The following is a 26320-nucleotide window of genomic DNA, read 5'->3' on the forward strand; positions in this document are numbered from 1 at the left end:
TGGCTTACAGTCAATTCGCCACTGATCTTCGCAAGGGAAATCCTGAACCACCTCAACGGCCACGAACTTGACCGTCCCTGGTTGATGCCCGCGTCGGCAACAACGGCACCGGCGTCACAGCCCACGACAATCTCCCAAGGTTCATTTAGCTGCGGGTGCGTTTTCCCGGGAGGCCGTGAGGCGGACGTTATCAAGGTAAAGCAGATATCTCCCCCGGGGGCGGACGGCAAAAAGGCTCACGTGTTGAATTTTGCCTCTGTCCAGTTTCCTGCCACTTCCTGAAGTCAAAAGCGTTTCCAGTGGGATCTCCACCCGGGTTGGGCCTGGGGCAAGGAGCAGGGCCTTATTGAAGCGGTCTTCGTAAGGGGCCTCTATTTTGTCGTCAATGCGCAGGGTAAGCTCGATGGGGTCCGGTTGGGGGTTGTACATCTCGAATTGCAGCAGTTTTGCGTCGCGCCAATCTGCGTTGAAGTTGCTGAAAATAACTCCCCGGTAGATTCTGCCGTCCCCAGCCGGCGGGGGATAGAGGGTTATCGCCAGGCTTTTTTCCCCTTGGCTGGCATGCTGCGTGGAGATGTTGTACACCACCCCGCACTTCCATTCCAGATTGTCCAGATCGTTTGCCCGCTCGAAATCGTAACGGAACGCAGGCCTGGTATCGCAGGCGGAAAGAAGAAGGAGCAGGCCGAAAAGCATGGGGCCGAATCGGCATGAGGGGCGCGTTGCCATCCTGACTGTTCTCCGTTTTTGTTTCATGGCCCATTCGCCTCCGTCCATCCCGGGACGGCAACGTCATGCGGCCAAGCGGGTCCGGCTTTCCCGTTCATGGGCATTGCGATGCGAATTGGTGGACCCGCGCCCCTGTCGTTTCCCAACCTCATGGTTTGAAGGAAAATACCACAATCTCGGGCGGCCTGCCCAACCGGAGGGGAAGATGGCTGGAGCCGAGGCCGCTGCTTACGTAAAGATGCTTTCGATTATCCGAAAAAAGGCCATAAAGATGGGTCGGATCCGGCAGCATTCGCAGCAATGGCCAAACAAACCGAGGAAGGTAAAGCTGCCCTCCGTGCGTGTCCCCTGCCAGGACAAGAATGTCGTCCGTGTCCGGCAGCCGGGAGTAGATTTCCGATGTGTGACTGAGGATGATCGCGGGGAGCTTCCTGTTGCGTGAGGCAACAATCCTTTCCCAGTCTCCTTTCGCGTCCCGCTCCTGGCTCAAGCCGCAGACGACTATCTTGCCGGCTCCCGTTTCCAGGATCTCCCAGGCATTTTTCAGGAACTTCACCCGGTGGCCTGGTTTTTGGTGAGGGTCGGTTTCAGACCCGTGACAAAAGGAGCAGGAGCGTCGTGAGTTGCCGTAATCCGCATCGCCCATAACCGCATAGACCCCCAGGGGGGCCTCGATCCGGTCAAGAAAGGCGAGGGCCCTCTCGTAGGTTTTGTCGTCCCCGAACCACTGCACGTAATCCCCGGTAAGCAATATAAGATCCGGCCGTATCGCTCTGATGGCGGCGAGCAGTTTTTTGCTCCGGGCATCCCCGGCCGTGCCCAGATGGAGATCGCTTATCTGGACAATCCTCTTCTCGGCGGTTGCTGCAAAAAAATTGTTGTTTCTGATGGTGATCCGGGTGACGCGGAAGGAGGGCGCCTCGATGAAGACCCCATGGGCAGAGGCGAGCAGCAGAAGGAGGGAAGCGAGAAAGAAGATTTTATTACGCATGGGCAAAGGCGGTGGGCTGAGGCCGAGAGAGAGACGAAAACAGAGAGCCCGGCCGCGATGCGGGAAAAGAAGGGGCCGTCATGGAGAGAAGAGCCTTTCCGGTTGCGTGTGGGGCCAAAACCGCGGTGAATCCTCACTGATAAATTCCATGTCCGGCAGGATAAGACAGGTGAGTTGCCCCCCATAGACGGCGCCGCAGTCGATGCCGATTTTGTCCTGCATAATCAAGGGGGAGCGGTTGGCGAAATGAGCAAAGACGATCCGTTCGGGCGGGGGGAAATTCGTGTTGATGAACCTCTCCCGCTCCGCCCAGAACAACCAGTGGGGATCCTGTTGGCTGAGGTGGACCCCGGGTTGAAGCCCTGCATGCACAAAGATGAAATCATCTTCCGCCCAGTAAGGCAGGAGGTTTTCGAGGAACAAGCGATGGCTTTCCGGGAAATGGAAGCTGTGAAAGGGCGGGCCTTCTCCGCCTGCGCCATAACTCTTCAACGTCGCCAAGCCCCCAACGGAAAGAAAAAGGTCATGCCCTCGGCCGTTTAAATAGTCGAGCAGCATGACCTCATGGTTGCCCTTCAGGAAAATCGTGTCAGGGAAATTTCCCTGAAGCTGAATCAGTTCGTCTATGACTTCTTTGCTGTTTGGCCCCCGGTTCACATAGTCTCCCAGGAAGATGAACCTGTCCCGCGCCGGAACTGCCTCGGTCCGGGCCAGCAGGCGTCGCAGGGGGGAATGGCAGCCATGTATATCGCCAATGACAAAGGTTTTTTTCATCTTATCCGGGCCTTATGCGTGCCTTTCCGCCGATACGGCCCTGTCTGTGTATATTGCGGCAACCCCCCGGCGGAAAACCGAGCGGGTTGTCTAACTGAGCTCTTTGAGCAGCTTTTCCGCGTCCGCGCGTTCCTGAAAATCAGCCTTGCCGGCCAGGCAGCGCTCAATCTCCTTTTTGGCCTGTTCGGTCTGGCCGTCCTCTTTAAGGGCCAGGGCCAGATGGTAGCGGATGGTGGGATGGTCGGAGACTTTCTCGGCGGCCATGGCAAACTGGGTCAGGGCAAGCTTGTAGGAGCCTCTCTTGTAATGAACCCAGCCCAGGGTGTCCGCAATATAGGGATCATTGGGAAATTTTTCCTTGGCCAGAAGAGCAAGCCGCAATGCTTCGCCCAGGTCGGGATTTTCTCCCTGGCTGAGAAGCCAGGCCAGGTTGTTTGCCGCGGCCGCAAAATCGGGCTTCAGCTTCAGTGCTTCCTGGTAGGACGCCAGAGCTCCGGCAACATCTCCCTTTTGTTCGAGCAAGGAGCCCAGTGCCATATGGCCCTGGGGGAAGGCGTGGTTTTTTGCCAGCAAGGCGCGATATTCGTCGATGGCCGCGTCGATCTTGCCCATCCCTGAGAGCAGTTGGGCTGTCATGACATAGATCTGCTGTATATCCGGGTTTATTTTTTCCGCCTTCCGCAGGAGTTCCAGTGCTTCTTCCCTGGAATCCTTTTTCTGTCCTAAAAGTCTGGCAAGGAGAATGTGGGTATGGGGATTGTCCGGGGTTTTGCCCAGCTGTTCCTTTACCCTGCGGACCGCCTTGCCCCAGTCATTCTGCTGGGTATACATGGCGGTAAGGATGGCAAGCGAGGGGCTGTGGTTCGGCTGCAGGGTGAGGATGCCCTCCAGGGCAGTCTCTGCCTTTTTAACATCCTTTGCGGCAAGGTAGGCCATTGCCATATTGTAGAGAATTTCCGTGTTCTCGGGCGCCTGTTTGTTCATTGCCTCAAACAGTTTGGCAGCCTTGTCGGTCTCGCCTATGCCGAGAAAGGTTTGTCCGAGAATAATGGCGGCCCGATAATTGTTCGGTTTCAGACGCAAGGCCTTGCTTGCCTCCTGCCCGGCCCCCTCGAACTCTCTCTTCAGGAGAAGGTGGTACGCCAGGAGCGTGTGCGGGTCGGGATTGTTGGGCATGTATTTGACCGCGCTTTCCACGGCACTCTGCGAAAGAAGGGCTTCCCCCTTGTTGAAGTGGGCGACGCCTTTCAGGTAATATGCCTCGCCCCAGCTCGGCTGCTCTTTGATGAGGTTGTCAAGAATGGCGAGGGCGTCGGTATTTTTATTCTCCTTGAGCAGCAGTTTCGCCTTCACCAGATTGGCCAGGGGATGCTTCGCATTTTTTCCCGTTATCTCGGCAACCTCTTTTCCGGCAATGTCATGCTTGCCTGTTTCGAAATGGAAGTCGGCAAGCAACGCCTTGATATCCTCGGGCTTCTCGGAAAGGCCAAGCGCTTTTTGGTATGCGGCGTCCACCTTGTCGAGCTGCCCGGTCCGTTGATAAAAGGAGGCCAGGATGACGTGAAGATCCGCGGAGTCTTTTTTTCTCTCGATGGCGGCCAGGATATTTTTTTCCGCCCCGGGCACATCACCCTGGTTCATGCTGAAATTCGCCATATCCAGGTAGGGGCCGGGGTCATCCGGAAAGGTGGTTGTCATGCTTTTCAGGGTCTGCTCCGCCTCGGCGACTTTTCCCTGATTCATGTAGAGTGCAACCAGGGATTTGTAATTGACGAGTTTGGGGGCAAGCTCGATGGCCTTTTGCGCTGAGGCCTCGGCCTCGGCGAATTTTTTCGCCGAGGCAAGAATCTGGGTCTGCACGAGATAAAATCGGTTTTCCCTGGGATTCAACCGGATGGCGCTCTGGATGGCCTCTTCGGACTTATCGACATTGCCCTCCGTCAATTCCAGTTGCGCGAGCAGGGCGAGCGCTTCGGGAAAATCTTTTTTATCGCTTAAAAGCGCTTCCACCTTTTCCCGGCTTTCTTTATATTTCTTCGCCAGAAAGAGAAGCTCGGCCGTTTTCAGAAGGGCGTCGTGATTTTTCGGGTCAAGGCTGGCCGCTCTTTCAAGCTGTTTGAATGCTTCGGCAATCTCGCCTTTTTTGAGGTAGGCGAGGCCGAGCCGATATCGCCCTTCCGCAAATTTCGGATCGATCTGGATGGCGTTTCGCAACTCGATGATTCCGGCGTTGAGGTCATTGGCGGTCACCAACTCCATTCCCTTCCTGAAATGTTCCGCTTTTTTTTCTTCGGGTTTTGTGCAGGATACTGATAAGCTGGAACTGATTAGAGCTACAAGTAAAAATGAAGCCATTTTTTTTAAAGCGTCCATGCAGTGCCCCTTTACGAGATCTGTAGAATTGACCTAATATTTGTTGTATGCTGTCAACCATGATGAAACGGCGTTTCCGAAATCACACATCTCAATTATCAAACCACAACAATTTATATTTTACAACCGGCATATCAGTTGTGTTAGGGTGCGGAGGCCCGGTTTCAGGGCATTGCTGCCGGTGAGGAGGAATTGTAACATGCTTCGGTTCAGGACGGTGGTGCGGTCTTCTGGCGGCGGGAAAGAGGGTGGGGGCAAGCGGGGCAGGCTGTTTGCCGATGTTTGGCTGCCGCTGATTTTCGGTCTGCTGTTTTTGGGAAATCCGTTTCCGGCGTCGGCCATCTCCGCGGAACAGCCCCCCCCCGCTTCCGGTGGGGCGAAGGAGTATCTGGTTGGGGTGGGGGATGTCCTTGAGGTGTCGGTGTGGGGGGAGGAACGGTTGTCGAAAACCGTCTTTGTCCGTCTTGACGGACGCATTTCCCTTCCGCTGGTCGGAGATGTCGCCGCCGCGGATACCACCCTGGTCTCCCTTGCCGAACAGATTAAAAAAAGGCTTGTGGCGTTTGTCGCGGATCCGAGCGTAACCGTCACCTTACAGGAAAGCCGGAGCAAGGCATATTATGTGCTCGGGCAAATCGCCAGACCCGGCGAGTATATGCTGAATTACCCCGTGACCGTTTTGCAGGCCATTGCCAGGGCCGGCGGGTTGCTGGAGTGGGCGAAAAAGGAAAAAATCATGATCGTCCGGCGCTCTCCGTCAGGGGAACGGATTATCCCCTTTAATTATGAGGATGTTCTGGCAGGGGAAAATCTGCCGCAGAACGTCCAGGTTGTTCCCGGGGATACCATTGTTATCCCTTGATTCTGGTATGATTTGCGGGCAGGTCCGGAGATGTGGCATATTGCGATGGTATTGGGGGAAGGGTGATGACTGACAGATGGAAGATGAAGATTTTCGGTTCCGGGGCGGCTGTTCTTTGGGTTGTTTTCGCTGTCGGCTCTCCCGGTTTTGCCAACGAGAACACCTTGCGGGGCGGGATCAGTCTCGGGCAGAATTATGATTCAAATATCAACAGGGTGAATCAGGGCAGGGAGACTGAATGGACCACGAGCGTCTCTCCGAGCCTAACCCTTCTTTCCGCCGATAAGCGGCAGGAGTATTTTTTTCGCTACGCCCCTGATCTCGTACACAGCTACCGCACCGACAACGAGCGGGTTGATCATTCGCTGCTGGCCAGATTCGATAAGAAGTGGACGGAACATGTGAAAACCTTTCTCCAGGATTCCTTCCGCCGCGCGGAAGAACCCTATGAGGATGAGGAGGTTCTGCTCGGTTTATCCGACAAGCGCGGGCGGAATCGCTATTCCCATAACAGTTTTCTGTCCCGACTTGAGTATCAGTATGCCCAGGAGAGCTTCGCGAAGGTGTCCTACGAGAATCAGGTGCTCGACAACAGCGAGGCCGGGCAGGATGATTTCGTGAAACATACCCCGGGGGTGGGCATCACCCACCGCTTCAACCATCAGTGGTCCAGTGTCGCGGATTACACCTATACCAACGGCCAGTTCGACGAGTCGGACGATCTGGACCGGCATGCGGCAGACCTGTATCTGTATCACCATCTGACGCCTTCTTCGAAGGTGTTTGGCCGTTATGGCTACACGGACGTCGATTATGACAGTTTGCAGGTGGATTATCATATTCAGACCGCCACGCTCGGGCTTGAGCGCTCCCTTTCGCCGACCATGACCCTGAGTCTTGAGGGCGGTGGGTCTTTCCTCAGCCGGGATACCGGCAGTGACAGAGATTCCTTTTACTTCCGCATGGGGATACAGGAGGAACTGGAAAAAGGGCTGTTGTCCTTCTCCGCGGAGAGCGGTCTGGACGAACAGCAGTTCAGCGGCGTCTCTGATCAGGGCGTGAGCCGCTTCTGGAAGATCAAAGGGGATTTGAGCCATGACTTTTTAAAGTATCTTCAAGGGGTGCTTTCCTGTTCTTACCGGGAGGATACCTATCTTGAGCGCGTTCCCGAAGAGGATGAGCAGGAATTCAGGACCGATGCCGCCCTGATCTATTCTTTTTGGCAGCACTACAAGGCAACGGTCAAATACAGCTACGTGAACGTGGACGCGGATGTTGCCGCCAATCGGTACGACGACAACCGCGTGTTCCTCATCCTTTCAACGGAACGGGATCTGTTGAAGTGGTAGGTCCGGGGCGTGATGGGATGGGATGGATCGCGGATACGACGAGTCAAAACGGGATGAATGCGCATGAGCAGTGAACAGCACAAGATAATCGACAAGTATGCGGAGTTGCTTCTGAGATGGGATAAGGTGATCCTTGGTTGTCTCCTTTTCTCCTTGTCCACGGGGCTCGCCGTATACCTCATGACCCCGAAGGTGTATCAGTCCACCTCCCTGATCATTTACCAGCAGTCAAGGGTCAATCCCTCCAAATTCTCTCCCGATGAGGAAAAAAAGATTGAAGAGATGGTGAGCACGGTAAGCCAGCAGGTGACGAGCCGGACCAGCCTGGAGGGCATCATCAACCAGTTTAACCTGTACCGCGACCAGAGAGAGAAGCTTCCCATCGAAGATGTCGTCGCCATGATGCGCGAAAAGCAGATTCAGATCCGTTCCCAGCAGAGCAAGGGAAATGTTTTCAGTGTTACCTTCAATGGGAACAACCCGCGGGCAACCATGCAGGTTACCAATGTTCTGGCTTCGAAATTCATTGAGGAGAACTTGCGGGTGCGGGAAGAACGCGCCACCGAAACCACCGCCTACATCAAAGACGAGCTCCGCATGGCCAAGGAGGCTTTGGATAAGAAGGAAGCCATCATGCGGGATTATAAGCTGCAATATTATAATGAAATGCCCGATCAAAGGGCGGCCAACATGCAGAGGCTCAATGCCTTGCAGGAGCAGTACCAGGCCATTCTGGCGAATATTCATAATCTGGAGCAGACCCGGCTGCTCGTGGCCGAGCAGTCCGCGGTACGCAAGGACATGCTGAGTCTTTCCGTGGGTGGCGCGGGCAAGGCGGCGGAGCAACCCGATGATCTGGCTTCCGCCCGTCAGCAGCTTGAGAAAATGCTGGCGCGCTATACCGAGGAGCACCCGGATGTGAAGCAGCTTAAAAAGCGCATTCAGCAACTGGAGCTGGAGAACAGCGCCGCCCCGGCAAAGGCGCAGGGCGGATCCGCCGGGGAGGGTGAAGCCGGCGCCGCCAGGGACAAACTCAGCCTGCCGGCGCGGGCCGTGGATATCAATTTGAAAAATCTGCGGTTCGAGGGCGACAAGGTGCTGCAGCAGATCAGGGTATATCAGGAATGGATCGACAGGTCGCCGGTTCGCGAGGCCGAATGGGCGGCGATAACCCGCGACCATGAAGAACTGAAAAAACATTACGAATATCTCGTTGCCCAGGGGTTGAACGCCGAGGCTTCGGAAAGCCTAGAACGCCGCCAGAAGGGCAGCCAGTTTAAGATCATCGATCCGGCGTATCTGCCGGAAAAGCCGATCAAGCCCGATTTTCTCAAAATCATGCTGGCCGCTCTCGGCTTGGGCTTGGGGTCCGGGGTGGGCATGGTTTTCCTGTTTGATTTTTTTGATACCTCCTTCCGTGATGCCGCCGAGTTGGAAAATTATTTGCATGTGCCTGTGCTGTGCGCCGTTCCTTTCATCATTACCGAAGGTGAAAGGCGCAAGGAAAAAATCCTTGCCAGGGTGGTTTACTGCGGCCTGGCCGGGTGGTTTGTTCTTTTGGGAGGGGCGCTGGCATATCTGTTTCATCGGGGAGCCTTGGTGATCTAGCTGGAAGGGGGGCTGCCACGACCTTTTCCTTTTCCTTGGGACCGAATATGCAGGGATATTGTTTATAAACTGGGGGAGCTGATTTGGGAAAATTATCAAAAGCTTTTGAAAAAGCTTTTAACACTGATACCGCCGACTGGGCAGCCGCCAGGCCGACAACGGCGGAGAACGGCGGCGCGGAAGAGCGGGCGGCAGGCGAGGAACCCCTGGTCCGGAGCGTGGCGAAAGAGGCTTCTGCCGCCTTGTTTTGCGGCGACAAGTGGAATGAGCGTCTGCGCATGTCCACAGACCCTTACTCTCAATATGTCGAGCAATTCAAACGTCTCCGCGCCACCATTTTGCATCCTCCGTCCGGCGTTCCGGTGAAAACGATTCTGGTGACCAGCGTGGCTCCCCACGAGGGGAAAGGATTTGTCTGCGCGAATCTCGGCGTTGCCCTGTCGCAAGGGGTCGAAAGCCATGCGTTGCTGGTGGATTGCGACCTGAGAAGGCCGTCCCTTGCCCAGCTTTTCGGCTTGTCCAACGAAACCGGGCTGGTCGACCATTTGCGCAACGATGTCGACCTCTCTCTGCTGGTCAGAAAAACAGGACAAGCCAAGCTTTCCCTTATTCCCAGCGGCAAGCCGCCGCGCAATCCGGCTGAACTTCTGGATTCGCAAAAAATGAAAGTCCTGATCGACGAGGTCGCCGGCCGCTATCCGGATCGCGTTGTGATTTTCGACAGTCCGCCCAACATCGTCGCCTCGGAAACCTCCATTCTGGCGCAGCAGGTGGACGGAGTCATCATTGTGGTGCGCTCCGGAGGAGCAAAACGGGAGCATGTCAAGAGGTTGATCGACTCCATTGGCCCGGAAAAGGTGATTGGCATAGTTTTCAATGCCTATAAGGAAAACAAGGTCAAGGCGTTTCTGAGCGAAAAGACGGGCTATCACTACAACTACAAAGATTATTACTCCTGAAAGGCGGCGGCGCCCGCCGCTGCTCCACAACCCAATCCGGCCCCGGGTGCTGGGGCTGTCCGGCCTTCCACTTCCGGAGAACAAGCAACGCGAAAGTCCTGTGGTGAGTTGAAATGCCCTATATCCTGAAAAAATATTACCCGCTCCGAAACGTGATTTTTGTTTTGGGAGAGGGGGCGATAATTTTTCTGACCATTGCCTCGGTGAACTATTTGGGGGCCGGAGCGGCGCAGGTGGAAAGCGAACTGGCGCTCTATTGTTTTCGCGCCATGGTTGTTACCCTCGCCTTCCAGGTTTGTCTTTATTACTTTGATCTCTACGACCTCAGCATCATCCCGAGTCTGTCCGACAGTCTGACGAGAATTTTGCAGGCCTTTGGTTTTGGCTGCATTGCTCTTTCCTTTCTCTATTTTCTCTTCCCGTTGTTGATTATCTCCACCAAGGTCTTTTGGGCCGGCTTTCTTGCCGTGTGTCTGGCAATCTGTGTCTGGCGTTTTTTTTATTTCGGAATGCTGGAAAGAAAGATGTTCACCCAGCCCATCGCCATATTGGGGACCGGGGAGCTCGCCGCGAAGATAGTGGCGGCCATCGAGGGGAAAAAGGACTCCGGCTTCAAGATTGTTGCCTTTGTCGGCAAGGCTCCGCCGGAAAAGATGTCCAATGGCGCGCCGGTGTTTGCCGATGCCAAGAGCCTTCTTCCTCTCTGTGTCGCCAGAACCGTGGAGAAGATTGTGCTGGCCCCGGATGAACGCAGGGGGCAATTGCCCATGAATGAGCTTATCCGTTACAAATTCATGGGAATTGATATTGTTGATGGCGTAGGGTTTTATGAAGAGATCGCCGCCAGGATGCCGGTGGAAAAAGTCAACCCTTCCTGGCTTCTCTTTTCCGACGGGTTTCATGTCGGTCGCCTGACCAGATTCGTGAAGAGGGCACTGGATATCTGCGCCTCTTCTGTGGGGTTGCTTTTTTCCCTGCCCATTTTTCTGGTCAGTGCCCTGATTATCAAGCTGGAGTCGCCCGGACCCGTTTTTTACTGTCAGGAAAGGGTTGGGGAAAGGGGCGTCTTGTTCAAGGTGATAAAATTCCGCTCCATGCGCAATGATGCGGAAAAAGACGGCCCCGTCTGGGCGCAGCAAAACGATAGCCGGGTGACGCGGTATGGCGAAATCATGCGCAAACTCCGCATCGATGAGATTCCGCAGATGCTCAACGTCCTGATGGGAGACATGAGTTTTGTCGGGCCGAGGCCGGAAAGACTTTTTTTCGTGAAGGATCTCGAAGAGAAAATCCCCTATTACTCGATCAGGCATGTGGTCAAACCGGGAATCACTGGCTGGGCGCAGGTTTATTACCCCTATGGGGCGTCGGAAGAAGATGCGTTGCGCAAACTGGAATATGATCTCTACTACATCAAGAATCTTTCCATTGGCATGGATCTCTGGACTATCTTCCAGACGGTGAAGGTGGTTCTGTTTCGCAAGGGTTCCCGCTAACGGCCGGGATGAGAAATCCCCGTGGTTTTCGGCGGCCGGCCTGGGATCCGGGCCGGTTTCTTTGCGAATGGCGTTTTTTGCATGAGGTCTTTCCGCCTGTCTCCCAACCCGGGCGCCAGCCCGCACCGACTTCTTTCGGCCTTTTTTGGTGTTGCGTTCTGCAGGGCCGGTTCTGTTCCCCCTTGGGACGGGTAAGGCGACGCGGAGACGATGTCGGAAAGTATACCGGAGGAGGGGTGCCTCCGGGTGGCAAAATACATTCCGCTCCCTATATCGGCGGTTATTTTTTTTGTGATATAATTATTAATTTGGGCCAACAAATCAACTCGTGGTGAGACAATGGGTTCTATTGCACAGGAATTGGGGAAGAAAATCGAAGAAAATCGCTTTGTCCTTGGCGTGGTCGGCCTTGGCTATGTCGGCCTGCCTTTGTGTCTTACCTTTTTGCGAAAGGGCGTTTCCGTAATCGGTTTTGATCTGGATGAAAAAAAAATCGAACAGCTCCATGCCGGAAAAAGTTACATCAAACATATTCCCGCCGACGAGACCCATGCCTTTATCGCCAAGAAGCAATTTGAAGTTACCACTGATTTTGCCCGGCTGCATGAGCCGGACGCGATTCTGATCTGCGTACCCACCCCTCTCACCAAAAACAGGGAGCCGGACCTGCAGTATATCGAATCGACGGCAAAGGCCATTGCAAAAACATTGCGTCCGGGGCAGCTGATCGTTTTGGAGAGCACGACCTATCCGGGAACAACCGTGGAGGTATTGCAACCTGCCTTTGAGGCGAAGGGGTTGCAGGTGGGGAAGGACTTTTTCCTTGCTTACTCTCCTGAGCGCGAAGATCCGGGCAACCCGAAATTTTCCACCGCCAACATACCCAAGGTGGTGGGCGGGGTGGAAGAGCACTCCACCTCCCTTGCGAAGCAGCTTTACGAAAAAGCCCTGGCCCGGGTCATCGCCGTTTCGTCGACCCAGGTCGCCGAACTGACCAAGCTGCTGGAGAATATTTTCAGAAGCGTCAATATTGCCCTGGTCAACGAATTGAAGGTGCTGTGCCACCGGATGGGGATCAATGTCTGGGAGGTTATTCAGGCGGCCAGTTCCAAGCCGTTCGGGTACATGCCTTTTTATCCGGGCCCCGGCCTGGGTGGGCACTGTATACCCATTGATCCGTTTTACCTCACCTCAAAAGCCAGGGAATACGATTTTCAGACCAAATTCATCGAGCTTGCCGGGGAAGTGAACACCTCCATGCCTTACTATGTCGTGGAAAGAACCATGGAAGGCCTGAATGATCGCGGAAAAACTCTCAAGGGGGCCGGGATTCTGCTGTTGGGGGCCGCATACAAGAAGGACGTCGATGACCCCCGGGAGTCTCCGTTTTTTAAACTTGTTGAAATTTTAACAAAAAGAGGGGCCGCTGTGAAGTATAATGACCCCCATATCCCCTCACTCAAGCCCGGACGCCAGCATGCCTACGGCCTGCAAAGCGTTCCCCTGACCGAGGAAAACCTGCGGCAGGAGGATTGTGTTATAGTCGTCACGGACCATTCGGCCTATGACTATGACTTTATTCTGCGGCACGCCCGGATGGTCGTCGATACGAGGAATGTCTACTCCGCGGGCGGCAACAATGAAAAAATCGTCTTTGCCTGACCTGCCGCCCCGGGAGGCGTCCGGTCGAATAAACGGATAGAAATTTGCTGATGAACTGCTATACAATGGGGAAGAGATTGCAAATTCAATGTGCGGAGGAGACATGACGGACAATGCATTGTTGAGGCAATCACAGAAAGAGGTGGAAAGGCTTTCCCGAAACAACCAGGCCTTTTTTGACCTTCTTCCCGAGATGTTTCTGGTGGTGGACGAAAATTGCATCATCCAGAAGATGAATGCCGCGGCCTTGCGCCAATTCGGCAATATCTGTGGCAGAAATTGTCGTGAAGTCGTCCTGGGCGCGGAAACATGCGCCTGTGCCTGCCAGGGCGGTCGTCCCGTCGCCGGGCGGAAATGCGGCGAGCCGAGCATTTTGAAAATCAACGACAATTTTTATGTTGAATGTACGCACATTCCCCTTGAGGGCTACAAGCAGGAGCAACTGCTCCTGGTCAAAATGCGTGACGTGTCGGATATGCAGCGGCACCAAATGGAACTGGAAAAGTACCAGAAAAATTTGGAACAGGTCCTCTACGACAAGATAACCACCCTGAAGGAAAGCGAAAAAGTTTGCCAGCAATTGAACGCGGAGGTGGGGACTCTCAAGAAAGAGGTCGAACGGTTAACCACTCCCGATGCCATGATCGGCGAAAGCAAGCCGGTGCGCGAGTTGCGGGAAATGATCTATCAGGTGGCGGGAACAGGCGCGACAATCCTCATCACCGGGGAATCCGGCACCGGCAAGGAGCTTGTCGCCGATCTGGTTCATAAGCACAGCGAGCGGGCGACAAGGCCATTTTTGAAATTCAACTGCGCCGCGATTTCGGAAAGTCTGCTCGAAAGCGACCTTTTCGGCTACGAAAAGGGCGCCTTCACCGGCGCTGCCGCCAGCAGGAAAGGCAAATTCGAGATAGCCAACGGCGGGACGATTTTCCTCGACGAGATTGGCGACATAAGCCCGAAGATGCAGGCGTCCCTGCTGCGGGTTCTGCAGAATGGCGAGATTATCCGGGTGGGCGGGGTGGCGCCGATCGCCATTGATGTAAGGGTTGTGGCCGCCACCAATTCCGATCTGGTGGAGGCGGTCAGCCAGGGCAGATTCCGGGAGGATCTGTTCTACCGCCTGAATGTGATCAATCTCAAGCTGGTACCGCTGCGTGCGCGGCGGGAGGATATTGTCCTGCTCGTAACCCATTTTTTGAAGAAATATCGGAGTGCATTCAAAAAAGAGGTGAATTTCCTTCCCGACAAGTCCATTGACAAGCTGCTGACCTATGATTGGCCCGGAAACATTCGGGAGCTGGAAAACACCATCCAGCGCGCCGTCCTTCTGTGCAGAAACAAGACGGTCCTGCCGACGGATATCGATATCCCCACCGGAGAAGTGAAAAAAGCCGTCCAGAATGATAACGGCACCTTTGATATCAACAACCACATGTTGTCCCGACCGCTCAAGGACAGCCTGGAAGAGATCGAGGTCAAAATCCTGCATGCGGCCCTGGAGCGATATGGCGGCAAGGCCGCGGATGTGTCCGAAAAGCTCGGCATGCGGAAAACAGTGCTGTATGAGCGGTTCCGGAAATATCGGATTGATCCGAAATGTTTTCGAAAGGCATAGGCGTGGCTCGCTTTTTGCACAATCAATGCGGCAGTGCATCCCAACGAAGCATGGCAACTACCGCCTTGAGGAGAAACCATGGCCTGCCCCTATTTTCGCCGCGAAAATCATGAATGTAACCTGACCGCCAATGGGATTTTTGTCCCTTCGGCAAACCATATCGTAGTGTTCTGTTCTTCTCGTTTTTTCCCTGAATGCAAGCATTTCCTCAAGGGATCCCCCCTGTATGAACGGGCGCAGGCCGGCTCGCAGAACAGTGTTTCCGGGCATGCCGGCCGCAGGAGATTCGCCCGTTTTGACGGGAAATACGCCCTTGCCATCAGAAAGGCCAATGGCGCCGCCGTTGCTTCGCTGAATGACGGCTTTGACGCAAGCGTCGTCGCCGTCAACTACGGGCAGGGCGGGATTCGGGTGCAAAGCAACAAAAAACTGCCGGAAGACAGCCCTCTCTTCATCCATTTTGCCAAGGATTTTATCGTTCCTGAGTTGCGCGGGATGGCGCATGTCTGCTGGCAGACCCAGGAGCGGAAAAACGAGCAATGGGTTGCGGGTCTCGCTTTTGAGGATGCCTGCGTCGGAGCCCTGATCGCCTTGCAGGTTGATCTGTAGAGCACGGGCGCGGTTCCCGGCGCCTTTGCCCTGATTGTTCGTGCTTCTTTCGTGTATATCCCTGTTGTTCCATCTTTTTTGTTTATTCCTGTTCCCGGCGTCTCCGGTTCCTTGTCTGCGGTTACATCCCATTTGAGTCCAGGAAATTCCAGTCTGTAATTCCGGAAAAACGTATTTCTGGTTCCGTATTTATGTAATTCTTTGATTTTGTTATTTATTTTTATTTATTAAGGGCTGGCGAGAAGAAGTAATGACGCCAGCCATGCAGCGCCGTGTATGGTTGCTGCTTGTTTTTTTCTTTGAAAATAGGGTGTTACATGTTCCGCCCATGGTGGTCCCGAGTCTGCCGGCAAATCCGGAAATGCGGATTCCCCCCTGGTGCCGAGAAGGAGGAGTTGACGACTTTCCTGGCGAAGCGAGTGTTTTTTTATTTGGAAAACAGATTGTTAGGTTGATTCTGTGGGATTTGCGGCTGAAGTCTTCGCTTGTGGCACGAAAAATGTATATGGACTTATTATTCATCGACTTCGAGCCACCGATGTTGATTGAAGTGAGTCTCACATGTCTCTTCTTCAAACACTCTTTCCATGAGGGAGGAAAACAATGAAAAAAAAGATCGCGAAAATTTTTGCCCTGTCTCTGCTGGGCTGCGCCATGACGGCGGTGAGCGCCTCCGCACTGACAATCCACAAGACGGATGATGTCGCAGTATTCCCCGACTATGTGCTTCCGGTCGGCGCACCCGCCTCATTTGCCACTGCTGATGTGATTGGTACTGGGCCGCACATTGAGTGGATGGACATCGTGGTGGACAATGGCTTCCTGCAGTCCGTATCCATCCAGGTGGCTGACAGGCTTGTCTATGACACGCTTTTCATCAACACCGATGTCGATACGGGCTTCCATGACTGGGAATACGTGGTCCGGGCTGATGACGGCGTTGCCGGCACCGGCTTCACAAGCCCCATCCCTGTCGGGCTTTATAGCGTGGCCGATGCCTATGACTACACCTATGTCGGTCCCGGCGAGGGAAGAAACGGTCATGTGAACGGCATCGTCTCCGACGACCTGGCCATGGTTGATGGCTCCTTTGCTCCGACCTATGCCGGCGGGATTCTGTTCTATGACTTCTCCAATCTGGGGATTGCCGTGGAAGGGTTGCCGATTATCGCCTATACCCCGTATTGCGGCAATGACGTGATTTACAATGAGGTTCCCGAGCCGGCCACGATGCTGCTCTTGGGTTCCGGACTCGCCGGGCTTGCCGGCGCGGCACGGCGGAGAAGGGCGGCCAAGAAGTAGTTAGCTGTTTCCGCTGCGGTAATTTGAGTCAGGTTTGTTACTAAAAAAAGGCTGTTCCGCGACAAATCGCGGAATGGTCTTTTTTTTATGCTAAGCGCATCCCGTGTGCATCATGATTTTGCAACAAGCAACTGGACAATAAAACAGGGATCATGATACCTTGAGAAAGTGCCTTGCCGGCCGGAAGTAAAGCGGGCAGCGAGGCGTGGCGCGTTTCGGACCGGCGTTCTTTTTGGAATATTCTTCCGGCGGTGCGGGGATGGAGGCACCGGGAAATACACTTTTGCGGCACAGGTTCGGATGGTCGTGCCTGGCTCCGAGGGGTTGATGAAAGCGATAGACAGTGCGTTGGACAGGGTGAAAGCCGACCCGAAAACATGGCTTGTCACAGGTGTTGCCGGCTTCATCGGCTCAAATCTTCTCGAAAATCTGCTCCTTCTGGGGCAACGGGTAATCGGCCTGGATAATTTTTCCACCGGCAGGCAGGAGAATCTCGATAATGTCCGGATGGAGGTGGGCGAAGAACGCTGGAAACTTTTTTCCTTTCTGCGGGGCGACATCCGCAATATCGAAGAATGCCGCGCCGCATGCGGCGGGGTTGACTACGTTCTCCATCAGGCGGCCCTGGGGAGTGTGCCGAGATCGATAGAGGATCCGATCACCACCAACCAGTCCAACATCGACGGCTTTGTGCATATGCTCGTCGCCGCCAGGGAAAGCAAAGTCAAAAGATTTGTCTATGCGGCGTCGTCATCGACCTATGGCGATCATCCGGCCTTGCCCAAGGTCGAAGAGCAGATCGGCCGCCCGTTGTCTCCCTATGCTGTGACTAAATACGTGAATGAGCTTTATGCCGACGTGTTTGCGAAAACCTACGGCATGGAAACCATCGGCCTCAGATACTTTAATGTTTTCGGGAAACGGCAGGATCCCCAGGGGGCGTATGCGGCGGTGATTCCCAGATGGATTGACGAATTGCGCCGGAGCAGAAGCCCCATTGTCAACGGGGACGGCGAAACCAGCCGGGATTTCTGTTACATCGACAATGTCGTGCAGGCGAATTTTCTCGCCGCAACCAGCCGGAATGGGGAGGCGGTCAACAAGGTGTACAATGTCGCCTTTGGTCAGCGCACGACCCTGAACGAGCTTTTCGCCAGGATCCGGGAGATGATCAGCCGTTATGCGCCGGAAGTCAATGCGGTAGAGCCGACCTACGGTCCTGCCCGCCAGGGTGACGTACGGCATTCCCTGGCCGATATTTCCCTGGCCGGCAGATTGCTCGGCTATGAGCCGGAGATCGACGTTTCGCGCGGCCTGCGGGAAACCGTGGACTGGTATGTCAAATACAAGGGTTGATGCCGTCCCGCTGCCTGCCGGGAGAGCGTCCGCTTGTCGCTGATTGGGCAGGTTCCTGTCTCGGCGGCTGTTCCGGGGATCTTCCGCAACAGCCAGTCCTGGCGGCGGTCAATGGAGTTTGTCCAGGGCCGGCCCTGGAGAATGTCCCTTGTTGAGGGTGTCGGTCCCATGGTGAGAGGCGCGGCGAGGAGTATTTGCCTGGCACCCGTTGCCGGCAGGCAAGGCGTATTCGTTCCCCCGGACCAACGGAGAGAGGTAATGCTTTGGAGATATTGACAAAGAAGCAGTCTGCCGGTTTCCCCGCCATTTCCCCCCTTCGGCTTGCCCTTGTTCTCGGGGCCTTTGCCCTGGTTTTTCTTTTGTTGCGAGGGGTTTCCGGGATCGGCGCCACTCCGGCCCTGCAGCCGTTGAGCAACTTCCCCGCCGTCCTTGGCCCCTATCGTCTGCAGGGCACCCAGCAATCATCGGCCGCTGTCGTGGAGATGCTCGGGGTGACGGACTATATCAGCTATACCTATGCGGACGGCAAAGGAAAGCCGGTTCGTCTCTATGTCGCCTATTACGATTTCGTGAACGATACCAAGGGCTACCATTCGCCCAAGAACTGTCTTCCCGGATCAGGATGGGGTATCGCCGAGGTCAAGCCCCAAACGGTTTCCCTGGCCAAAGGGGCCGGTTCGGCCGAGGTTACGGAAATGGTCATCCGCAACCGTAACGAGCAGCAGATAGTCTTGTACTGGTATCAGAATCGTGGACGAATCATCCCCTCGGAATATAAGGAAAGATTATACCGCGTGCTTGATTCATTGTTGATGAGGCGCAGCGACGGCTCTTTTGTCCGCATCATGCTCGATGTGCCGGAGGGGGGCGATTTTGCCAAATCCGAGGCGGCCATCCGGGATTTTGCCGCGCTCACTCTTGCCGAGCTGCAGCGGTTCGTTCCCGGGAGATGAAGCCGATGAGTCAGAAAGTTCTTGGGGAAACAGTGCTCAGCCAGGGGATGATCCGCCTGGCCCTTCTGCTTGCCGGGCTGATTGGCCTCTATTTTCCGGTGTTGCGGGAACTGGCGGCCGTCTGGTCGGTGAACGACAATTTTTCCCATGGCTACTTCATTCCCCTGATCAGCGGCTACATGATCTTTTCGCTGCGGCGGGAACTTCGGGAAGAGCCCCTGCGGCCGGCCAATTGGGGGGGGCTGCTCATCCTGCTCGGCCTCGGTCTCCTGCTTGCCGCAAGCATCGCCTCGACCTTTTTCATGCAACGGTTTTCCTTGCTGCTGGTTCTCTGGGGACTTTCCCTTTTTCTTTTCGGGCCCGGATATGGCAAGAAAATGCTTGTCCCCATCGCCTATCTCATTTTCATGATCCCCATCCCCGCCATCATCTGGAACAAAATCGCCTTCCCCATGCAGCTTTTTTCTTCGGGGCTGACCGAGGACATCATCCGCCTGTTCGGCGTCTCGGTTTACCGGGAAGGCAATGTCCTGGTTCTGCCACAGACCTCCCTCGAAGTGGTTGACGCATGTTCCGGACTGCGGTCGCTCACCACCATGTTCGCCTTGAGCGCCGCTCTCGCCTGGTTCGCCCAATGTTCCGCGTGGCGGAAATGGCTCCTTTTTCTTTCCGCGGTGCCGATCGCGGTTTTCGTCAACATTGTAAGGCTGACGGCAACCGCCCTGCTTGCCAGCCGCTACGGCGAAAAAGTGGCACAGGGTTTTCTCCATGAATTTTCTGGCATGCTGGTTTTCGTGGTGGGCCTCGTCCTGCTGTGGGGAACATATGTGTTGCTGGGAAGCGAGAAAAAATAGGGCCTCGGCGCGGGAAAGGAGTTTCACGACAGGCTGGTGATGGAGAATTATTTGACCATTGACGTGGAGGACTATTTCCAGGTTGCGGCCTTTGGCGACATTGTTGCCACGGCGGACTGGCCGGGCATGGACCAGCGCGTGCAAAGAAATATGGAGCCGATTCTCCGGCTGTTGCAAACGCATGGGGTGCGCGCGACCTTTTTCGTCGTCGGCTGGATCGCGGAAAAACATCCGGAGGTTGTCCGGCGGATTGTGGCGGATGGGCACCAGATCGGTTGCCACAGCTACTGGCACCGGAACATATATGATTTGAGCCCGGAGGAGTTTCGCGAGGACACGCTGCGGGCGAAAAACATTCTGGAAAGCATTTCCGGGCGCAAGGTGACGGCGTACCGGGCTCCGAGTTATTCCATCACCAAAAAATCCATATGGGCTTTGGATATCCTCGCCGAGGCGGGCTTTACGGTCGATTCCAGCATCTTCCCCATTTACCATGACAGGTACGGCATCCCCGACGCGCCACGGTTTCGTTATCGGCTGCCCGAGCGGGGGATTACCGAGTTTCCCATCTCCACCGCGATCTTTTTCGGGAAAAAGGTTCCGGTCGCCGGCGGCGGTTACTTTCGGCTCTTTCCCTATTGGTTTACGAAAATGGCCTTGAAAAAGATCAATGACAAGGAATGCCAGCCCTTTGTCTTTTACCTGCATCCGTGGGAAATCGACCCGGAGCAACCTCGGTTTGAAAGGGCGAGTCTGCTTTCGAAGTTCCGGCATTACAACAATCTCGATAAAACCCTGGGGCGATTCCGGCAACTTTTAGGCGATTTCAAGTTTGTCCCGTTGCCCGATTCCTGAGCGGAAACCGTGTCCTCCTGCGGGGGGTGATGCCGCGGGCCGCCGGGCTCGATGCCCGGATCGCTCCCGCCGGAGGCTCCCTGTACCGCCGACGGCAGCAGGGCTGCGCGGGATGGTTCCTGGAAAGAACAGGGCCATGCGCAACCCCAACTCTTCTGATCCTCTAATCGTGTTTTTTCATGGTGGAAATAAAAACCATAAGCGCCGGCCATTCTCCTGCCTGGGAGCAATATGTGCAGGAAAATCCCCATGCCGGGCCCTATCTGTCCCTGGCCTGGAAGGAGGCGGTGGAAAACGGCTACGGGCACACGGCCTATTATCTGGCCGCCTTCCAGCATGGCAGGATCAAAGGGGTGCTGCCCCTTTTCCTGATAAAGCCTCCCCTGCCGGGATGCGGGGGGAGTCTGGTTTCTCTTCCTTTCTGTGACTATGGAGGGCTTTTTGCCGACGATGGGGAAGGCGCCGCCGCGCTGGTGGAACGTGCGCTTTCTCTTGCCGGGGAATTGGGCGCCGGGCTTGAAATACGATCTTCTTCTCCCGTACCCGTCGTCGCGGAAGATGATCGCTTCGGCCAGGCAACGGACAAATGCCGCATGCTCATGGAGCTGCCTTCCTCTTCCGCGCTTCTCTGGGACGGATTCAAATCAAAATTGCGCAGCCAGGTGAAAAGAGCGGGCAAGGACGGCCTGCTCTGCCGTACCGGCCATGCTGAGTTGCTGCCGGACTTCTATTCGGTTTTTTCACAAAACATGCGGGATCTCGGCTCGCCCGTGCACTCGAAAAAGTGGCTGCACTCCCTGCTCGGCGCCTATGGCGGAAGAGCAAGAGCGGCCGTGGTTTACAAGGACGATATCGCCGTGGCCGGCGGAATTGTGCTGGCGCACGGCAAACTGCTGACAATCCCCTGGGCATCGGCCCTGCGGGAGTACAACAGGCTGAGTCCGAATATGCTGTTGTACTGGACTTTCCTGGAGTATGCCTGCGATAATGGCTTTGAATTTTTTGATTTTGGCCGTTCGACCCCCAATGAGGGGACCTATGCGTTCAAAAAGCAATGGGGAGCGCGACCGGCGCCGCTCCACTGGTACAGGCAGGGGTTTCCGAGGGGCGGGGTGGAGAAAGCCGGCACGGCCAGGCGCCTGCTGGAGCAGGTCTGGCGGCGTTTGCCTCTTGCGGCCGCGAATTTCATGGGTCCATCCGTAAGGAAATATATAGACAGATGATGTGGCATGCCCTGCCGCCCGCTGAGGCGAAACTGCCGTTTTTTTCCATGGCGCGAGGAGTCGTTGCGGGAAACGACGATTTTGCCGACGCGCTGGCCGAGTTTCTCAAGGTGAAGAGGTGTCTTGTGGCGGAAAGCGCCAGGGCGCTGCTCTACCTGCTGTTTTGCTTCCTTCGCAAGCGGGCCGTTGCCGGTGGGGATGAAATTCTGATCCCGGGCTATACCTGTTATTCGGTGGCCGCGGCGGTGGTGAAGGCCGGGCTCAGGGTCGCCCTGTATGATCTGGATCCCGGCACTCTGCAGGCAGACCTGGAGGATGTGCGGCGGAAGATCGGCCCCCGGACCCTGGCCGTCGTCGGCCAGCATCTTCTCGGGATTCCTTCCCATATCGAAGGGCTGGCCGCCATTGCCCGGGAGCACGGGATTCCGGTTGTTCTCGATTCCGCCCAGGCCTTGGGGGAGCCGACGGAGAATCCGGGGGCGGGCGCCGACTTCACCGTGTTCAGCTTTGGCCGCGGCAAGCCCCTGCCCCTCGGCAGCGGAGGGGCGATGATCGCAAAGGACCCCGGCGAGCTGGACAACATGCGGCCGGAATCCTTCCTGGACCGGCAGCGCATGGGGAATTTTTTGTTGCCCTTTCTGGTCCAGATTTTTATCAAGCCCAGGTTATACTGGATTCTGGAAAAACTGCCCCTGGGGCTGGGCCGCACGGTTTACGACCCCGGTTTTGCCGTGGAAGCGATGCCCCGGGCGTATCAGCGCATCGGAGTGGCGGTTCTGCCGGAACTCGCCCGCCTGAACAGGCACCGGATTATGATCGGCAAGCTGTATCAGGATCGTTTCCAGGCGCAGGCGGCAGGAGGGGCGGAACGTACTCCCGCCTACACAAGGTATCCCCTTCTGGTGCGGAATCAAAGCGATACCGGCCTGCTGGCCGCCCATGGAGTGAGACGGCTCTACCCCCTTGCCCTGTGCGATCTGGCCGCCTTGGGGAAGGCGCTTGCGGGCGCGGCAGGCGGAACGCCCGGGGCGCGGGAAATAGCCGAACGGCTCATCACCCTGCCGACCCATCTGGCCGTGGAGCGGAAAACAGCGGAGATGATCATCCGTGCGGTTGAGGGAAACTTTCAGCAGGTGACCGCGATCGCTCTTCCAAAGAATCAAAAAACAGACAAGGCCGGTTGAGCATATGGCCCCTAAAAAGCCTTCCGTGATCGTGACCTCGGGAAAGAGCCGGGTGGCGTACAACATTGTCCGCAGCCTCGGGAAGCATGGCTGTATTGTCCATGTGGCCGAGGGGGATTCCGGGGCAATGTCCTTTGCCTCCCGGTATGCCCGCGGCAGTTTTGTCTATCCGTCTCCCTTTGTCGATCCGGAGGGGTTCAAGGGGTGTCTGCTGCGCAAGATAGAGGAACTGCACGTCGATCTTTTGATCCCCGTGCTCGAAGAAACTTTTCTGGTGGCCAAACACAAGGAGGAGTTCTCCCGGCACGTCAAGCTGGTCGTGCCGGATTACGAGCAGATCCTGTCCGCCCACAATAAAGACCGATGGGAGTCCCTGGCCGAGAAACTCGGTATTCCCCATCCGCGTACCGCCGCTGCCTCGGCCCTTGTGGCGGACCCGTCCCTTGCCCGGGAACTGCGTTATCCTGTTCTGCTCAAACCCAAGCAGGGCGGCGGCGGCTGGGCCATCCAGGAAGCCGCTTCGGCAGACGCCCTTGCCGGGCTCCTTGCCGCTGACTCCTATTGCGGTTGTGCCTGGGAGCGGTTTTTCGTGCAGGAAAAAATTGTCGGCGAAACCCATTGCGTGGCCATGCTTTTTTGCAAGGGCTCCTTGCGGGGCAAGGTTGCCTACAGGCAGTTACGGGAATACCCGGTCCGCTTCGGGCAGGCGGTGCTGCGGCAGAGCCTGCGCAGCGAGGCGGCGGAACACAATCTCCAAACGCTTCTGGAAGCCTTGGCCTGGCATGGGGTGTGCCAGGCCGATTTTGTCGTGGATCGGGCAACCGGCATCCCCTATCTGGTCGACATCAATCCCCGGTTCTGGGGTTCCGTGGCCCAGGCCATCGCCTCGGGGGTCGATTTCCCCTGGTTGCTTGCCCGGATAGCCATGGACGGCGATGTGGAGCCGGTCACCGATTTTGCCGTGGGCGTGAAATCCCGCTGGCTGGGCGGAGATTTGCGGGCCTTTCTGCCCCTGCTCGGGAATTGCCCGGATAAATGGCTATTTTTGCGGGATTTTTTCGCAATTTCCAACTGGAACCTCTACCGGGATGACATGGATCTGCATGATCCCCTGCCTTTTTTTGCCTGGGCCGCCTACACGATGCGCAAGGCCCTGCAGAGGAGATTTTCCCGGCAACGGGTCGGCGATTCACTGGAAGGCGTCTGGGAATAGCCGGGGCACAAGGGCCGGCACGGCGATACGGCCCCTGTGCGACGGAGAATTTTTTACGTTGAGTGGAATATATGTCAGTCAGGGTTATGCTGCTCATTGCGGCCAATAATGTTTCCGGCCCGGTGAAAGGGGTGTTCCAGTTGATCGAAAACATGGATCCGGACCGATTTGCGATCCGGCTCTATGATTTTCAATGCAACGGCTCCAAGGAGAATCTTCTGCTCGATGCCGTGCGGGAGCGGGGCATCCCTTACGGAATTCTGGTCCAGAAAAACAGATCCTATCTTTCCCTGGTCCGACAGGTCGTGCGGGAAATCCGGGACAAGAAGTATGATGTGCTGCAGACCCACGGCTTCAAGCCGACCTTTCTGGGTTTTTGCGCCCGGCTGCTCTGCCCGGTGAAATGGGTCTGCTTCATGCACGGAACCACCAGCGAGAATTTCAAGGTCCGCCTCTACAATCTGGTGGACAGCATTCTCCAGCGCCGGGCGCACCGCACCGTCCTCGTCTCCGAGGCCCAGCGGCGGAAAGTGCTGGGCGGAAGCGACACCAGAAGGGTGCGGGTGCTGCACAACGCGGTGGATATTGATAATCCCATGCCCAGGTCTGAAAAGCCACGGCCGGTGCGGGAGCTGTTCGGCATGCCCGCGGCAGGCAGGATCGTTGTCTCGGTGGGCCGGTTCAGCCCGGAAAAGGGGATGGACATCCTGCTTGAGGCCTTCGTGCTTCTTGTCCGCGAGGTGAAGGATGTCCACCTGCTCCTGGTGGGAGACGGCCAGGAGCGCCCGGCCCTGGAGGCGCAGGTCGCCCGGCTCGGGCTGGGCGGCAGGGTCCATTTTGCCGGTTACTCGGAAACACCCGGAGACTACGTGGCCGAGGCGGATGTGCTGGTGCTTCCTTCCCGCTCCGAGGGCATTCCCAACGCGGTCCTGGAAGCCATGGCCATGGGCAAGCCCGTGGTCGCCACGGCGGTGGGCGGCGTGCCGGAGGTCATCGAAGACGGGGTAAGCGGCCGCCTGGTCGAAGCGGAGCAACCCGCTCCGCTGGCGCAAGCCCTCGCCGAGGTGCTCACCGACCGTGAATTGTCCCAACGGTTTGTGCTGGGGGGCAGACGCCGGGTGCGGGAGGCGTTCAGCGTCGAGGCGAGAGTGGCCACGCTGCAGGCCATCTACCGCGATGTTCTTTCCGGAGGAAGGTGATGGATTTTTTTTCTTTGTTGCTCTGGCTTTCCTTGCTGCTTCTGGCCTGGACCTTTGCCGGCTATCCCCTCGCCGTCATCGTCCTGTCCCGCTTCCTCGCCAGGCCGTGGCGGACAGGGCCGTTCTCGGGTTCGGTGAGCATGATCATCGCGGCCCACAACGAGGAAGAGGTGATCCGGGACAAGGCGGAGAACTGCCTGAGCCTGGACTTCGGCGGGGCCGATGCGGAAATTCTCATGGTTTCGGACGGCTCCCTTGACGGAACCAATGCCATCCTCGAAGAGTTCGCCGGCAGATCGGAACGGTTGCGGATCATCACCTACCAGCCAAGGGCCGGCAAGGCGAATGCCCTGAATGTCGCCGTTGCCCAGGCCAAGGGCGAGATCCTTATCTTCGGGGACGCCAACGTCATGGTCGGTGAGACAAGCTGCCAACCCCTGCTCGCGCCTTTCAGCGATCCGGAAGTGGGCGTTGTCTGCGGCCGGGTTCTGGTCAGGGCCCGTGGCGAGCAGGAGGTGGCCGGGGAGGGGCTTTACATGAGGTATGAGGCCGCGGTCCAGTATGCGGAAGCGCGACTTTACAGCATGGTCGGCGTGGATGGCGCCTTGTTCGCCATGCGTCGCGCGCTCTTCAACCCCTTGACCCTTGATACCATTTTGGATGATTTCACCCTTTCCATGCAGGCCGCCGCCTCTGGTTTGCGCATTGTTTACGAAAAAGAGGCCGTGGCCGTGGAAGAGGTTATTCCCTCGGCGGCCAACGAGTTCAAGAGAAAGGCGAGGATCGTGGCCGGCGGCTACCAGTATCTGGCGAATTTCCTGAAATCCGGCCGGAGTTTCAAGGCGGGCATGTGGTTTGCCTTTTTCTCCCACAAGATTCTCAGGTGGCTGGCTCCATTTTTGCTCATCATGCTTTTCGCGAGCAACCTGTTTTTGCTTGATTCTTCTCTCTATGCCTTGCTGCTTGTCGGCCAGTTGTTCTTTTATCTACTGGCCGCTCTCGGTTTTTTGAAAAAGGAATTGCGGACGAACCATCTTGTCTATCTGCCTTACTACTTCTGCGTGGTCAACTTGGCAGCCTTCCGTGGTTTTTTTAGGTTTCTCTCTTTAAGGCAGCAGACGCTTTGGGAAAAGGTGGAAAGATGAAGAAAT

Annotated in this window: 23 protein-coding genes; 19 read left to right on the top strand and 4 right to left on the bottom strand. The window is 56.2% G+C overall.

The window, feature by feature from the left end; all coding sequences use genetic code 11:
* Nucleotides 1-141: 141 nt before the first annotated feature.
* The 4 genes from ACUUL3_RS02155 to ACUUL3_RS02170 form a co-directional block, all read right to left on the bottom strand.
* On the bottom strand, nt 142-729 hold the full coding sequence (locus ACUUL3_RS02155) for a hypothetical protein (protein ID WP_448554135.1): 588 nt from the start codon (nt 727-729) through the stop codon (nt 142-144).
* A 148-nt stretch (nt 730-877) separates the two neighbouring features.
* Complete coding sequence (locus ACUUL3_RS02160) at nt 878-1720, bottom strand: metallophosphoesterase (protein ID WP_448554137.1); 843 nt, start codon at nt 1718-1720, stop codon at nt 878-880.
* Nucleotides 1721-1798: 78 nt separating this feature from the next.
* Nucleotides 1799-2494 (bottom strand): metallophosphoesterase family protein, encoded by a 696-nt coding sequence (locus ACUUL3_RS02165; RefSeq protein WP_448554139.1) that lies wholly within the window; start codon nt 2492-2494, stop codon nt 1799-1801.
* A gap of 90 nt (nt 2495-2584) precedes the next feature.
* Complete coding sequence (locus tag ACUUL3_RS02170; protein ID WP_448554141.1) at nt 2585-4753, bottom strand: tetratricopeptide repeat protein; 2169 nt, start codon at nt 4751-4753, stop codon at nt 2585-2587.
* 313 nt (nt 4754-5066) lie between these two features.
* Here ACUUL3_RS02170 and ACUUL3_RS02175 point away from each other — a divergent pair, with 313 nt between their 5' ends.
* From ACUUL3_RS02175 to ACUUL3_RS02265, 19 genes are all read left to right on the top strand, one after another.
* Nucleotides 5067-5729 carry a polysaccharide biosynthesis/export family protein gene (locus ACUUL3_RS02175; RefSeq protein ID WP_448554143.1) on the top strand — a complete coding sequence of 221 codons (663 nt, stop codon included), beginning with the start codon at nt 5067-5069 and terminating at the stop codon, nt 5727-5729.
* 65 nt (nt 5730-5794) lie between these two features.
* Nucleotides 5795-7078: a hypothetical protein gene (locus ACUUL3_RS02180; RefSeq protein ID WP_448554145.1), complete on the top strand. Its 1284-nt coding sequence runs from the start codon at nt 5795-5797 to the stop codon at nt 7076-7078.
* Between the two features lie 63 nt (nt 7079-7141).
* Nucleotides 7142-8686 (top strand): GumC family protein, encoded by a 1545-nt coding sequence (locus ACUUL3_RS02185; protein ID WP_448554147.1) that lies wholly within the window; start codon nt 7142-7144, stop codon nt 8684-8686.
* An 83-nt stretch (nt 8687-8769) separates the two neighbouring features.
* Nucleotides 8770-9645, top strand: a complete 876-nt coding sequence (locus tag ACUUL3_RS02190) for a polysaccharide biosynthesis tyrosine autokinase (protein ID WP_448554149.1) — start codon at nt 8770-8772, stop codon at nt 9643-9645.
* Nucleotides 9646-9758: 113 nt separating this feature from the next.
* Entirely contained in the window at nt 9759-11141 is a 1383-nt protein-coding gene (locus ACUUL3_RS02195; RefSeq protein ID WP_448554151.1) for a TIGR03013 family XrtA/PEP-CTERM system glycosyltransferase, read from the top strand.
* Between the two features lie 339 nt (nt 11142-11480).
* Nucleotides 11481-12803 carry a nucleotide sugar dehydrogenase gene (locus tag ACUUL3_RS02200; RefSeq protein WP_448554153.1) on the top strand — a complete coding sequence of 441 codons (1323 nt, stop codon included), beginning with the start codon at nt 11481-11483 and terminating at the stop codon, nt 12801-12803.
* 103 nt (nt 12804-12906) lie between these two features.
* Nucleotides 12907-14421, top strand: coding sequence for a sigma-54 interaction domain-containing protein (locus tag ACUUL3_RS02205; RefSeq protein WP_448554155.1), 1515 nt, complete (start codon nt 12907-12909; stop codon nt 14419-14421).
* 78 nt (nt 14422-14499) lie between these two features.
* Entirely contained in the window at nt 14500-15030 is a 531-nt protein-coding gene (locus ACUUL3_RS02210; protein WP_448554157.1) for a hypothetical protein, read from the top strand.
* 250 nt (nt 15031-15280) lie between these two features.
* A complete protein-coding gene (locus tag ACUUL3_RS02215; protein WP_448554159.1) occupies nt 15281-15637 on the top strand; it encodes a hypothetical protein in 357 nt (118 codons plus the stop codon).
* Nucleotides 15634-16332 (top strand): PEP-CTERM sorting domain-containing protein, encoded by a 699-nt coding sequence (locus tag ACUUL3_RS02220; protein ID WP_448554161.1) that lies wholly within the window; start codon nt 15634-15636, stop codon nt 16330-16332. Before ACUUL3_RS02215 ends, ACUUL3_RS02220 begins: the two co-directional genes overlap by 4 nt.
* Nucleotides 16333-16659: 327 nt before the next feature.
* Nucleotides 16660-17688, top strand: coding sequence for an SDR family oxidoreductase (locus tag ACUUL3_RS02225; RefSeq protein WP_448554163.1), 1029 nt, complete (start codon nt 16660-16662; stop codon nt 17686-17688).
* 263 nt (nt 17689-17951) lie between these two features.
* Nucleotides 17952-18641: an exosortase C-terminal domain/associated protein EpsI gene (locus tag ACUUL3_RS02230; RefSeq protein ID WP_448554165.1), complete on the top strand. Its 690-nt coding sequence runs from the start codon at nt 17952-17954 to the stop codon at nt 18639-18641.
* Between the two features lie 5 nt (nt 18642-18646).
* Nucleotides 18647-19495: an exosortase/archaeosortase family protein gene (locus tag ACUUL3_RS02235; protein WP_448554167.1), complete on the top strand. Its 849-nt coding sequence runs from the start codon at nt 18647-18649 to the stop codon at nt 19493-19495.
* A gap of 51 nt (nt 19496-19546) precedes the next feature.
* On the top strand, nt 19547-20350 hold the full coding sequence (locus ACUUL3_RS02240; RefSeq protein ID WP_448554168.1) for an XrtA system polysaccharide deacetylase: 804 nt from the start codon (nt 19547-19549) through the stop codon (nt 20348-20350).
* Between the two features lie 179 nt (nt 20351-20529).
* Nucleotides 20530-21573: a FemAB family XrtA/PEP-CTERM system-associated protein gene (locus ACUUL3_RS02245; protein WP_448554170.1), complete on the top strand. Its 1044-nt coding sequence runs from the start codon at nt 20530-20532 to the stop codon at nt 21571-21573.
* The gene (locus ACUUL3_RS02250) at nt 21570-22757 is read left to right on the top strand and encodes an aminotransferase class V-fold PLP-dependent enzyme (protein ID WP_448554172.1); all 1188 of its coding nucleotides are present in this window, start codon (nt 21570-21572) and stop codon (nt 22755-22757) included. The genes ACUUL3_RS02245 and ACUUL3_RS02250 overlap by 4 nt, the downstream gene beginning before the upstream one ends.
* 4 nt (nt 22758-22761) lie before the next feature.
* Complete coding sequence (locus ACUUL3_RS02255) at nt 22762-23970, top strand: carboxylate--amine ligase (RefSeq protein WP_448554174.1); 1209 nt, start codon at nt 22762-22764, stop codon at nt 23968-23970.
* A gap of 71 nt (nt 23971-24041) precedes the next feature.
* Nucleotides 24042-25169, top strand: a complete 1128-nt coding sequence (locus tag ACUUL3_RS02260) for a glycosyltransferase (protein ID WP_448554176.1) — start codon at nt 24042-24044, stop codon at nt 25167-25169.
* Nucleotides 25169-26314 carry a glycosyltransferase family 2 protein gene (locus tag ACUUL3_RS02265; protein WP_448554178.1) on the top strand — a complete coding sequence of 382 codons (1146 nt, stop codon included), beginning with the start codon at nt 25169-25171 and terminating at the stop codon, nt 26312-26314. The genes ACUUL3_RS02260 and ACUUL3_RS02265 overlap by 1 nt, the downstream gene beginning before the upstream one ends.
* Nucleotides 26315-26320: the final 6 nt, after the last annotated feature.

The sequence above is a fragment of the Thiovibrio sp. JS02 genome, assembly GCF_053485635.1.

Coding starts and splice junctions, on each gene's coding strand:
- ACUUL3_RS02245 (WP_448554170.1), top strand. CDS start 20,530: ATGGTGGAAATAAAAACCATAAGCGCCGGCCATTCTCCTGCCTGGGAG.
- ACUUL3_RS02175 (WP_448554143.1), top strand. CDS start 5,067: ATGCTTCGGTTCAGGACGGTGGTGCGGTCTTCTGGCGGCGGGAAAGAG.
- ACUUL3_RS02165 (WP_448554139.1), bottom strand. CDS start 2,494: ATGAAAAAAACCTTTGTCATTGGCGATATACATGGCTGCCATTCCCCC.
- ACUUL3_RS02205 (WP_448554155.1), top strand. CDS start 12,907: ATGACGGACAATGCATTGTTGAGGCAATCACAGAAAGAGGTGGAAAGG.
- ACUUL3_RS02210 (WP_448554157.1), top strand. CDS start 14,500: ATGGCCTGCCCCTATTTTCGCCGCGAAAATCATGAATGTAACCTGACC.
- ACUUL3_RS02180 (WP_448554145.1), top strand. CDS start 5,795: ATGACTGACAGATGGAAGATGAAGATTTTCGGTTCCGGGGCGGCTGTT.
- ACUUL3_RS02215 (WP_448554159.1), top strand. CDS start 15,281: ATGACGCCAGCCATGCAGCGCCGTGTATGGTTGCTGCTTGTTTTTTTC.
- ACUUL3_RS02250 (WP_448554172.1), top strand. CDS start 21,570: ATGATGTGGCATGCCCTGCCGCCCGCTGAGGCGAAACTGCCGTTTTTT.
- ACUUL3_RS02225 (WP_448554163.1), top strand. CDS start 16,660: ATGAAAGCGATAGACAGTGCGTTGGACAGGGTGAAAGCCGACCCGAAA.
- ACUUL3_RS02160 (WP_448554137.1), bottom strand. CDS start 1,720: ATGCGTAATAAAATCTTCTTTCTCGCTTCCCTCCTTCTGCTGCTCGCC.
- ACUUL3_RS02260 (WP_448554176.1), top strand. CDS start 24,042: ATGTCAGTCAGGGTTATGCTGCTCATTGCGGCCAATAATGTTTCCGGC.
- ACUUL3_RS02155 (WP_448554135.1), bottom strand. CDS start 729: ATGGCAACGCGCCCCTCATGCCGATTCGGCCCCATGCTTTTCGGCCTG.
- ACUUL3_RS02200 (WP_448554153.1), top strand. CDS start 11,481: ATGGGTTCTATTGCACAGGAATTGGGGAAGAAAATCGAAGAAAATCGC.
- ACUUL3_RS02185 (WP_448554147.1), top strand. CDS start 7,142: ATGAGCAGTGAACAGCACAAGATAATCGACAAGTATGCGGAGTTGCTT.
- ACUUL3_RS02265 (WP_448554178.1), top strand. CDS start 25,169: ATGGATTTTTTTTCTTTGTTGCTCTGGCTTTCCTTGCTGCTTCTGGCC.
- ACUUL3_RS02220 (WP_448554161.1), top strand. CDS start 15,634: ATGAAAAAAAAGATCGCGAAAATTTTTGCCCTGTCTCTGCTGGGCTGC.
- ACUUL3_RS02255 (WP_448554174.1), top strand. CDS start 22,762: ATGGCCCCTAAAAAGCCTTCCGTGATCGTGACCTCGGGAAAGAGCCGG.
- ACUUL3_RS02195 (WP_448554151.1), top strand. CDS start 9,759: ATGCCCTATATCCTGAAAAAATATTACCCGCTCCGAAACGTGATTTTT.
- ACUUL3_RS02170 (WP_448554141.1), bottom strand. CDS start 4,753: ATGGAGTTGGTGACCGCCAATGACCTCAACGCCGGAATCATCGAGTTG.
- ACUUL3_RS02235 (WP_448554167.1), top strand. CDS start 18,647: ATGAGTCAGAAAGTTCTTGGGGAAACAGTGCTCAGCCAGGGGATGATC.